Source organism: Corallococcus llansteffanensis (genome assembly GCF_003612055.1).
In the GTDB taxonomy this organism is placed as follows: domain Bacteria; phylum Myxococcota; class Myxococcia; order Myxococcales; family Myxococcaceae; genus Corallococcus; species Corallococcus llansteffanensis.
The window spans coordinates 1-7,536 of record NZ_RAWB01000484.1 but is presented as its reverse complement, the minus strand read 5'-3'; the positions used below and the strand labels follow the sequence as shown (position 1 = coordinate 7,536).

General features: G+C 69.4%; 6 protein-coding genes. All 6 read right to left on the bottom strand.

Going from position 1 to position 7,536, the window contains the following annotated elements; all coding sequences use genetic code 11:
- Nucleotides 1-177: 177 nt before the first annotated feature.
- The 6 genes from D7V93_RS32695 to D7V93_RS32670 all read right to left on the bottom strand — a co-directional run bounded on the left by D7V93_RS32695 (nucleotide 178) and on the right by D7V93_RS32670 (nucleotide 7,315).
- Nucleotides 178-558, bottom strand: a complete 381-nt coding sequence (locus D7V93_RS32695) for a response regulator (RefSeq protein WP_120647114.1) — start codon at nucleotides 556-558, stop codon at nucleotides 178-180.
- Between the two features lie 69 nt (nucleotides 559-627).
- Nucleotides 628-2,016 (bottom strand): MATE family efflux transporter, encoded by a 1,389-nt coding sequence (locus tag D7V93_RS32690; protein WP_120647115.1) that lies wholly within the window; start codon nucleotides 2,014-2,016, stop codon nucleotides 628-630.
- Nucleotides 2,017-2,129: 113 nt separating this feature from the next.
- On the bottom strand, nucleotides 2,130-2,486 hold the full coding sequence (locus D7V93_RS32685) for a response regulator transcription factor (RefSeq protein WP_120647113.1): 357 nt from the start codon (nucleotides 2,484-2,486) through the stop codon (nucleotides 2,130-2,132).
- Complete coding sequence (locus D7V93_RS32680; RefSeq protein WP_120647112.1) at nucleotides 2,483-4,111, bottom strand: RAD55 family ATPase; 1,629 nt, start codon at nucleotides 4,109-4,111, stop codon at nucleotides 2,483-2,485. Before D7V93_RS32680 ends, D7V93_RS32685 begins: the two co-directional genes overlap by 4 nt.
- 20 nt (nucleotides 4,112-4,131) lie before the next feature.
- The gene (locus tag D7V93_RS32675; RefSeq protein WP_244237658.1) at nucleotides 4,132-5,265 is read right to left on the bottom strand and encodes an ATP-binding response regulator; all 1,134 of its coding nucleotides are present in this window, start codon (nucleotides 5,263-5,265) and stop codon (nucleotides 4,132-4,134) included.
- Nucleotides 5,266-5,401: 136 nt separating this feature from the next.
- Nucleotides 5,402-7,315 carry an RICIN domain-containing protein gene (locus tag D7V93_RS32670; protein WP_120647110.1) on the bottom strand — a complete coding sequence of 638 codons (1,914 nt, stop codon included), beginning with the start codon at nucleotides 7,313-7,315 and terminating at the stop codon, nucleotides 5,402-5,404.
- Nucleotides 7,316-7,536 lie beyond the last annotated feature (221 nt).

Genomic DNA, 7,536 nt, shown 5'->3' with positions numbered 1-7,536 from the left:
GGAGGGCGGACCTCCTGGGTCCGGGCCTGCTGCACACGCGCGGTTGCACTGCCACTCGCTTCGCCGATTCTGGACATGAAGACTTCCCCCTCGAACCACCGTTGTGACGGTGGTGGCCGTTGGAAGATTATCGCCCGTTTGCACCCCGAGTTGCGTGGAACAGGACGTCCCGCGCGCTCAATGCCGGGCCCGGTAGCGGTCCACGGCGGCCAGGAGCACCTCCGTGCGCACCGGCTTGCCCAGGAGCCCCACCGTCCCGGGCAGGGGCGCCTGGAGGTCCGGGTCCGTCGTCAGCGCCAGCACCGGCAGCCTGGGCCCGGACTCCAGCCCCCGCAGCCGCGACAGGAACGCCTGGTCCTCCGGGTTGCGAAGCATCAGGCTCAGCAGCACGAGGGCGGGACGCCGGGGCAGCCGGGTCAGCACGTCCAGGGCCTGCATGGCGGTGGCCACCGACAGCACCGTGTAGCCCTCCAGCACCAGGAGGGCCACCAGCGCCTCGCGCAGGTCGTCGTAGCCCTCCACGACGAGCAACGTCGAACGATGGTCCAGGGTGTCCACCGCTGAACCTTATACCTCCTGACCCCGTGAGTGCACACCGGGGCCTGGTGGGCTGGGGAGGAGGCGGGCCTACGCCGGGTGGGCCAGCACCGGCGGCGCCTCCAGGGGTGTCACCAGTGACTGGCGCTCCCACGCCCGGCTGCGCCAGCGCAGCCACATGGCCAGGCCGCGCGTCCACTCGTCCGCGGCCACCGCGAGCCACACCCCGGCGAGCCCCAGGTGCAGGTGGAAGACGAGGAAGTAGCCCAGGGGCAGGCTCATGCAGACCATGGACAGCACCCCCATGTAGACGGGGAAGGTGGCGTCGCCCGCGGCGCGCAGCGCGTTCACCAGCACCAGGTTGAACGAGCGCCCGGTCTCCAGCAGGAGGCTCAGCAGCAGCACCTGGGAGGTCATCCTCAGGATGTCGCCGTCGTGCGTGAAGAGCTGGATGAGCGGGTCGCGGAAGAGGATGGCCGTCAGGTCCACGCCCACGGTGATGGCCACGCTCCACTTGAGGCTCTTCAGCACGCGCGCGTACGCCTCCGCGGAGCGGTTGGCGCCCACCAGCCGCCCGACGATGATGGACGTCCCCATCCCGATGGCGAGGCTGCACAGGAACACGTAGTGCGACAGCGCGTTGGCGTACTGCCGCGACGCCAGCGCCGCCGGGCCCAGGAACGTCACGTAGTACAGGAACACCGTCTGGCACGCGTGGTACGTCATCTGCTCCACCGCCGACGGCACGCCCACGCGCAAGATCTTCCGCACGTACTCGCGCGTCAGCGCCACGAAGTCCCGGCGGGCCATGCGCACGTCCATCACCCGGTAGAGCAGCCACCCGAAGACGCCCAGCGCGAGCGCGCGGCTCAGCACCGTGGACATCGCCGCGCCCGCCACGCCGCGCGCTGGCGCGCCCAGGTGCCCGAAGATGAGCACCCAGTTGCCCAGCACGTGCACCACGTTCATGCCCATGGCCACGAACATGGACTGCCGCGTGAAGCCGTACGTGCGGATGAGGCTGGAGAAGACGTTGATGAGCGCCTGCAGGAAGAGGAACCCGCCCGCGATGTGCCAGTAGGTGCGCGCGTACGACAGCGTCCGCACCTCCAGGTTCATCCGCCCGAGGATGGTGTCGCCCGACAGCAGGAGCCCGGCGCTCACCGTGAGCCCCAGCAGGAAGTTCATCGTGATGGCCTGCGCCGCGATGCGCGATGCCTCCGCGCTCCGCTTCGCGCCCAGGTACTGGGACACGACGATGGATGCGCCGTGGCTCACCACCTCCATGATGAGGATGCAGATGAAGACGTACTGGTTGACGACGCCCACCGCGGACACGGCGGCGTCGGACACACCGCTGAGCATCAGCGTGTCCGCCGTGCCCATCAGCATGAAGAGGAAGATCTCGAAGAAGATGGGCCAGGTGAGCCGGAACAGGCCGGGCTCCTGGCGGGAGTTCGTCACGACTTCAGTGGTCATGGAGGCGCGGCCCACTGTGCGCGCGCGCCCCCCTGTTTTCAACCAGCCAGGCAGGCGCCGGAGCTCCCCCTCCGGCGCCCGGTTGGAGCCGCAAACATCCCGGCCGCGCCTCCCTACGAGGAGGTGAGGCGGGTGACGGAGTCCACCAGGTCGCGCAGGGAGAAGGGCTTCTTGAGGAAGCCGGCCCAGCCCTGCGCTTCGGCCTTGGCCCTGGGGGGCTGGATGGCGCTCATGACGAGGATGGGGAAGGTGTGGGAGGCGTCCTTGCGGATGGCGTCGATGGTCTCGTAGCCGTTCATCACCGGCATCATCACGTCGATGATGGCCAGGGCGGGCTGGAGGTCCTTCAGCTTCTCCAGGGCCTCGCGGCCGTTGCCACAGATGACGACCCGGAACTGCTCCTCCTCGAGGATGGCCTGGACGGCCTCCGCGATGTCGAGTTCGTCGTCCACGACGAGCACGGTCTTCATGTGCGACTCCGGCGGGAGGTGCGTGCCGGGGACTTCTTCACCCCCTTGGCGGCCTTCTTCTTCGCGCTTTCCCGCGTGCCCAGCGGCGCCTTGACGGCGCTCTTGCGCGGGCTCCTTCCCGAAGGCACCGACGTCAGGCGCGCGTGACCGGTGAGGATGCTCTCCGCGCTCTCGAAGGTGTCCGCGACGGTGATGCCGTCCTCGGAGATGGAGAACTCGCGGATGCTGCTGTCGTAGGCGCTCTCGCGCATCTTCATGATGGAGAGCAGCCGGTAGAGCTGCGAGCGCAGCTCCACGTAGCGCACGAGGATGACGTTCTCCACGGTGGCCGCGGCCTCCGGCTGGGGCATCTCCACCCCGGGGCTGAACAGGGGCGTCTCGTCCGAATACAGCGTGGTGGCGTCCATCATCCGCAGCTGATGGGTGAGCGCGGAGAAGAAGCGGCCCATGCGGTCCGGGTACACGGCGGCGGAGCGGAAGCCCGCCACGCCGTCGATGAACAGGCGCAGCCGGGACACCTTGCGCTCCGCGATGCGCTCCAGGAGTCGCTCGGCGAGGGAGTCCAGGTTGTGCTCCAGGGGCGGCTGCCACTGGATTTCAATGAGCCCCTCGTCCACGTACTTCTTGAAGTCCTTCATGCCCGTGCCCAGGGCCTTCTCGATGAGGCGGGGGGGCGTTTCGTAGAAGCCGAAGTAGACCCCCGGCTGGCCCGCGCGCGCGCCCTCCAGGAGGAAGTGCAGACCCAGCAGCGTCTTGCCGGTGCCGGGCGCGCCCAGGAGCAGCGTGGTGGAGCCGGACAGCAGGCCCCCCTTCATCGCGTCATCCAGGCGGGGGATGCCAAAGGGCATGCGCATGCGGTCCTCGCGCCCCTCCGCGGCGGGGTGCGCGAACTGCACCTCCGTGCGCGGGTGGATGACCATGCCCTGGTCGGAGATCTCCACCTCGTGGCGGCCCAGCAGCGACGGCCCGCCCCGGAACTTCACGGCGATGAGCTCGCGCACCGCGCGCGGCCCGTGCAGCCACAGGGACAGTTCGAAGATGCCGTCCACCGCGGTGTTCTCCGGGTGGATCTCCCCCGCGTGGTGCGGCGCCAGGAGCAGCGTGGTGCAGCCCAGGATGCTGCAGAAGGTCTGCAGGTCCTGGAGGAAGCGCTTGAAGGTCAGGTCCGTGCGGGCGAACTCCTTCGCCGCGTCCATGCCGTCGATGATGAGCAGCGTGGTGCCGTGCTGCTGGGCGTTCTTGCGCACCAGATCCAGCAGTCCCCGGAGGCCCTCCTTCTCCAGCTCGCGGTACGCGCTGAGGTACTGCAGCCGCTCCGGGATGACGCTGGCGTCGAAGAACGTCATCTGCGACAGGTTCTCCAGCATGCGCCCGTGCGACTCGGTCAGCAGCGTCACGTAGAGGGCCTTGCCCCCGGTGCGCACGTGCTGGAAGGCGATCTGGTTGGCGAACACCGTCTTGCCGGACCCCGGGGGGCCGATGATGGCGTAGGACGAGCCCTGGATGAGGCCGCCCTTGGTGATGAAGTCCAGCCGGGGCACGTTGGTGACGAGCCGTTTCGTGGGGCTCCTGCCCTCGGGGGCCGTCTGGCTGTCATCACCGTCTCCATCTCCATTGTTCGACACGAAGGGTTCTCCTTGGAAGGTCAGTACCGCCGGGTCAGGTGCAGGGGCAGCCGCAGTTCGAAGCGCGCGCCCTCGCCCAGGGCGCTCTTCACGGTGAGGGCGCCTTCGTGCGCGGTGGCGATCTCCAGGGCCAGGAAGAGGCCCAGGCCCAGCCCGTCGAAGCGGTCGCCGGTCGTCACCCGCTCGAAGCGGCGGAAGATGCGCGCCTGGTCCTCCGGCGCGATGCCCACGCCCTCGTCCCGCACCGTGAGCACCGCCTGGCCGTCGTGCGTCTCCAGGTGCGCGTGCGCGGGCCGGCCCTCGCCGAACTTGATGGCATTCGTCAGCAGGTGGCCCACGGCCTGCTCCAGCCGCAGCGGGTCTCCGAAGAGGAGGACGGGCTCTGGGGGCACCGTGGCCTCCAGGGCCACCTGCGAGCTGCGGGCCTGGGGCTGGAGCCGCTCCACCTGGTCGAGCACGAGCCGGGACAGGTCCACGGTCTCCATGGTCAGCTCCATGCCCCGGGTGGACAGGCGCGACACGTCCAGCAGGCTGTCCACCAGGTTCTGCAGGCGCGTGAGCTGGCGCACCGCGGGGGTGAGCCGCTTCTCCACCGGGCCGCTGGACACGGGGCCGTCCGCGTCGTTCACGACGAGCTGCACGGCGCGCTCCAGGTTGAGCCGCAGCACCGTCATGGGCGTCTTGAGCTCATGTGCCGCGATGCTGAGGAAGTGGTCGCGCGCGCGCACCGCGTCCCGGGCGCGCGCCTGCAGGCGCAGGAGCGCTTCGATGTTGGCCAGCAGCTCGTCCTCCGCCAGGGGCCGGGTCCAGTACGCGTCCGCGCCCTGCGCGAGCCCCTTCACGCGGTCCTCGCGCTGCACGGACACGGACGACAGGTGCGCGATGAGCAGGTCCCGGGTGGCCTCGTCGGCGCGCAGGCGGCGGCAGACCTCGTAGCCGTCGATGTCCGGCATGTGCACGTCCAGCAGCACCAGGTCCGGCATCCCCTGCGCGAGCGTCAGCGCCTCCTGGCCGCCCGTGGCTTCAATCACGTGGTAGCCGCCCTGCCGCAGCGTGAGGCTCAGCAGGTACAGCGTCGCCGGGTCGTCGTTGACGTTGAGGACCGTGGTCCTCGAACGGGCGCTCGGATCTGTCAGGGGGTCGGAGGTCTTCACGTGCCTGGGTGCCCGGAAAAGAGTGGGTACCCGCGCGGTGAATGGAACCATCCACCTTCAAAAAGTCGCCAGGCAGAGTGCACGTCTGCCCGGGGGGTGTTGGACTCTGGACGGAGCGCCTGTCCGCTGCCCGGCTTCAGGGCATGGCTTCCAGGCGGAACTGCTGGCAGTCGTTGTTGGCCCAGACCCACTGCTGGACGACGGCGCCGTCGCCGGTGTTCCAGCAGTTGGCCACGTCCAGCACCTTGCCGCTGTGGCGGGCCTCGAAGCGGGAGTAGCCCCCGGAGGTGGCCACCGGCTTGAACTGCTGGTTGGCGCCGCCCGCCCAGGACCACTCCTGCACGCGCGCGCCGTCCGCAACACTCACGCCCGTCACGTCCATCACCTTGCCGCTGTAGCGCGACACCAGCCGCGAGTAGCCGCTGTCGGTGGCGACGAGGGACCACTGCTGGCTTGCGCCCGTGTGGCACGTCCACTGGTGCAGCCCGGTGCCATCCGCCGCGGACGGCCCGACGAGGTCCAGGCACTTGCCGGTGGCCTTGTTCACCAGCCGGTACCACGGGCCCTGCGTGCCGCCCGTCCCGCCCCACTGGAAGGACGCCACGGAGCGCGGCGGCAGGGTGTACTCGAACGCCTGGCCGCCCCAGCGGACCTTGAAGCCCAGCGTCGCGCCGTCATTCGAGTTGAGCGCGATGAGCGCGTGCGAGCCGTCCGGGTTGCGGAAGGCGAGCGTCTCGATGTTGTTGTTGCCCAGCGACGTGGAGTCCACGCGCACCGCGCCCGGCCGCACCACCTTCGCCAGGTGCGCCCACGCGTAGTACTCCTCGTTGCGCGTGTAGCTGCCGTTGCCGTTGTCCACGGTGAGCATGCCCCGGCAGTCCGCGCAGCCGCCCACGCGCGGCCCGTGGTTCGGATCCAACGCGATGTTCCAGTACAACGACGTGCGCGCCCAGTTGCGCAGCGGCCCGAAGAGGTTGTTCTGGAGCGCCCACTCCAGGTTCGCGGCGGCGTTCGTCGCCCAGAAGCCGCCGGTGCACTCGGTGAAGTGGACCTCCTTGTTGGGGTACGCGTTGCGGAAGGCGGACTGCACGCTGTAGCTGCCCTCGGGGCTCTCGTAGCAGTGGTAGGACGCGCCCGCGACCGCCGCCTGCGCCTGGCCGCCGTTGTAGGCCATCACCTCATGCGGGAAGCCCGCGGGGCCCGTGCCGTCGTGCCAGTTGTGGTCCCACGCGTGCAGCTTCACGCCGCCAAGACCCGCGGCGTTGAGCGCGGGGCGCAGGTGCTGCGCCGCGAAGACGGACTGGTCGTTGGACTCCATCTGCATCGTCGGATAGCTGCCGTTGGCGTTGTGCGGCTCGTTCTGCATGCTCAGCGCGTGGATGGGCACGCCGTTCGCGTTGTACGCCTGCACGAAGCGCACGAAGTAGTTGGCGTAGGTGCCATACAGGTCGTTGCGCAGGTAGCCGCCGCCGGAGAGCGAGTTGTTGAACTTCATCCACGCGGGCGCGCTCCACGGCACCGCGAAGATCTTCACCTCCGGGTTGATGGCGCGCGCCTGCTGGAGCACCGGCAGGATGTACGCCGCGTCGTGGCCCACGGAGAAGTCGTTCAGGTCGCAGCAGGTGTCGTCGTAGGTGTAGCTGTTGCGCGAGAAGTCCGACGCGCCCATGGGCAGGCGGATGACGCTGTAGCCCGCGCCCGCGCCCACGCTGAACAAATCATTGAGGATGGCCGTGCGCTGGGGCGAGTTGTGGATGAGCCACGCGGACGCATCCGTCATCGCGCCGCCAAACCCGTCGAGCGTCTGGTACGTCACGCCGTCGTTCACGTCGATGGCCGTCGCCGTGCCGCTCTCCGGGCCGAACGTCTTGTTCGCTTCCACATTGAGCTTCTTCGCGAGCGTGCTGCCCGACGTCGTCGTCAGCCACACCCGCACGGACTCGTTCGCCGCGAGCGCGGTGGGAGGCGTGAGCGCGGAGGCGGCCAGCAACAGGCCCGTCAGGTGGGTGGGGACTCGGGACCGCCAGGCACGGAACGACACGAAGGACATGCGGGACTCCAACGACGAGGGGAGGCCGCGCAACCTATTCAAGTTGTCCTGCTAAGTCTCGCTTGTCGTGGAAGGCTGGGATGCAGGCCGGGCGAGCGCCGGGGCCTCCAGCCGGCGGGTGGCGGCGCCGTGGAGTACGGAGGCCTGGCGCGCGAGCCGCTCCAGTTGCGACTGGAGCAGGGGCGCCTCGGTGCCCAGGGCGAGCCCGGCCGTGTCCGGCG

Bases quoted from the DNA above. Each gene is read 5' to 3' on its own strand.
- D7V93_RS32685 (WP_120647113.1), bottom strand. From the start codon at position 2,486: ATGAAGACCGTGCTCGTCGTGGACGACGAACTCGACATCGCGGAGGCC.
- D7V93_RS32690 (WP_120647115.1), bottom strand. From the start codon at position 2,016: ATGACCACTGAAGTCGTGACGAACTCCCGCCAGGAGCCCGGCCTGTTC.
- D7V93_RS32670 (WP_120647110.1), bottom strand. From the start codon at position 7,315: ATGTCCTTCGTGTCGTTCCGTGCCTGGCGGTCCCGAGTCCCCACCCAC.